Origin of the sequence: Microcoleus sp. BM001215392, assembly GCF_036700185.1 — a bacterium.
In the GTDB taxonomy this organism is placed as follows: Bacteria; Cyanobacteriota; Cyanobacteriia; order Cyanobacteriales; family Microcoleaceae; genus Microcoleus.
In genome coordinates, this window is the sequence record NZ_JAUBOJ010000579.1 from 1 (window position 1) to 3,046 (window position 3,046).

Below are 3,046 nucleotides of genomic sequence, written 5' to 3' on the forward strand. Positions count from 1 at the left end.
AACACTTGCTGACTTTAATCAATCAAGCTTTAGACTTGGCAAAAATCGAAGCGGGGCGGATGACACTTTTTCCGACTAACTTTGACCTTTACTGCTTGCTTGACGAATTGGAAGAAATGTTTCAACTGCGAGCGACAAATCAAGATTTGCAGTTGATTTTCCAGCGCGAGGCTGACATTCCGCAGTACGTGCGAACCGATGAAGTGAAGCTGCGCCAGGTGCTAATCAATCTTCTGAGTAATGCCATGAAATTTACTTTAATCGGTGGGGTGTCAGTAAGAGTGCGGCGCAAGCTAGAAGCTACTCCAGCAGCAGATTCGATTGCGAATACAACCAAAATAAGCCAGCAAACGGAAATTGTCGGTTTCTGGGAAAATTCCATAGATTTAGATTTGGAAGCAAGCAACAATCCGGAAAACGCCAGAGTCAGCACTAATTCTGAGATTGATGAATTGGCGATATCGGATAATTTAAAAATTTCTAATTCGCTATTTTTAGAGTTTGAAATAGAAGATACTGGCGTTGGTATTGCCCAAGCAGAATTAGGTGATATTTTTCAAGCATTTGTGCAAACAGAATCAGGTCAAAAAAATCACCAAGGTACTGGTTTGGGCTTGACCATTAGCCGCGAATTTGTCCGGTTAATGGGAGGCTGTATCACGGTAGAAAGCCAGCTAAAACGGGGTACAACTTTTAGATTTGAGATTGAAGTTAGTGCAGTTGATGCCACTGCAATTGCCACTCCAAAAAACATCCGTGAGGTGATTGGAATGGAACCAGATCAGCCATACTATCGAATTTTAATTGTGGACGATCGCACAGACAACCGCCAACTGTTAGTCAAAATGCTTTCTCCTTTGGGTTTCGGAGTCCAAGAGGCTAGCAACGGTCGCGAAGCGGTAGAAATGTGGGAAAATTGGCAGCCGCACTTGATTTTGATGGATTTGCGAATGCCGGTGATGGACGGCTACGAAGCGACGATCGAAATTAGATCGAGGATACAGCAGACAAACCAAGAGCAAGAAGGCGATCGCCAGATGGATATTCCCCATCCTGAATTCCTCAACCCGAAGATTGTTGCTTTAACAGCTAGTACCCATGAAGATAAACGCTCCTTTTCTTTGTTGGTGGGTTGTGATGACTTTATCAGAAAACCTTTCCGCAAAACGGATATCTTTGATACGCTGACCAAACATTTGGGGGTGACTTATGTTTATTCAGGGTTGACAGCCTTTGACTCAAGGGGCGATCGTCATAACCTATCAAATCCTAATAATGCTATGCTTGCTTATCTGCCTAAACTTCCCGCAGAATGGACGGACAACATGAGGCAGGCAATCCGCAGTGCTGATTTTGACTTAATTGGCAGGACAATCGACGAAATTAGGGATGCTTATCCTGAATTTGCCGCAATCCTTCAAGCTAATCTCGATAATTTTGATTATCAAAAAATTCTCAATTTAGTTAGCGAATCTGAGAAATCACATAATACAGGTGAAGGCTGATCTAAAACAGTGCTTTTGATGACTTATGACCGCAAACAACAGATACAATTCCTACAATTAAGTGGTGTAACTATAAAAATAGAGTCAATTTTAATTGCATTTTCTCAAATATTTAAATTATCTGCTTTAGTGTTCCTCGCTATGCAGTTTTTAGGTAAATAAAAGGTGCAGGCAAAAGCTCTCATAAAGTTCAAGTTATCAAATTTATCTGGGGAATAAATCTTAAAGCAACTGACTGGGCAGGCTACTGCGCCAGTGAAACTGGTAACAAAAGCGGAGTTTAATTACTTTTTGTGCCTTCGGGAATTGTGAATAGTGAATAAAAATTAAAAAAATATGGCGAATAAATTCATGAAAAAACCTGTGATTGTTTGTATTGACGATGAGCCTGATGTTTTGAAAAGTTTAAAGATTGAACTCAAAAAGGCGATCGGCGATGAATGTATTATTGAAACGGCAGAAGGTGGAGAAGATGCTTTAGAATTGCTGGCTGATTTGCGGGCAGACGAGCATGAAATAGCTTTAGTGCTTTCCGATTATATTATGCCGGACATTAAAGGAGACGAACTGCTCAGAAAAATTCACGAACAATCGCCGGATACGCTGACGATTATGCTGACGGGACAAGCCGATTTACAAGCTTTGAGCAATAGTATCAAGTATGCTAAATTATACAGATACATCCAGAAACCTTGGCAGGATGAAGATTTGCAATTAACAGTAGTCGAAGCAGTTCACAGTTACTTGCAAGACCAAAAGTTAATAATTGAAACTATCAAGCGAAAAGAAGCTAACGAGGAGTTAAAGAGAGTCAATGCGGAGTTAGAGGTGGTAAATGCAGACTTGAAGCTAGCCAATGAGGAATTATCGGCGAGTGAAAGCCGGCTGAATCAATTTTTGGGAGGTTTGCCGGTGGGAGTATCTGTTTACAATCCTGATGGCTCGATCGCCTATTTGAATCATGCAGCGCACGAATTGCTTGATTCACAAACTGTCCTCGCGAGGAATGCCCAAACCTGGCCTGGAATGGATCGATCTTATAACAGTGAGAGCGATCGCCTATATTTTCCTGAAAATTTTCCGATTTTACGGGCGCTGAGTGGGGAATTTCTCAAAGTTGATGACGTAGAAATCACTCAATACGGTTTGATAATTACCCTAGAGGTAACTGCTACGCCAATTTTTGACACCAGCGGAAATGTTGTTTTTGCGATCGCAGCTATTCAAGACATCAGCGAGCGCAAAGAAGCAGAAAGAGTCCTAGCAAATTACCAGCGTACCTTAGAAGCTGAAATTCTGGAACGCACAGAACAACTGCAACAGGCTGCATTAGCTGCCCAAGCAGCAAACAGAGCCAAAAGCACGTTTCTCGCCAACATGAGCCACGAGTTGCGTACCCCCCTCAATGCCATACTCGGTTTTACTCAAATCGTCGAATCTAGCCCAAATCTAACAACAGAAGACCGAGACAATATCAGAATTATTCACCGCAGCGGCGAACACTTGCTGACTTTAATCAATCAAGCTTTAGACTTGGCAAA

General features: G+C 42.0%; 2 protein-coding genes. Both read left to right on the forward strand.

All coding sequences use genetic code 11. The features are described from left to right. Positions 1-1,505, forward strand: a 1,505-nt coding sequence (locus QT974_RS32910; RefSeq protein WP_333472563.1) for an ATP-binding protein, incomplete at its 5' end; no start/stop codon positions are given. Between the two features lie 336 nt (positions 1,506-1,841). Beyond that, positions 1,842-3,046, forward strand: a 1,205-nt coding sequence (locus QT974_RS32915) for a histidine kinase dimerization/phospho-acceptor domain-containing protein (protein WP_333472564.1), incomplete at its 3' end; no start/stop codon positions are given.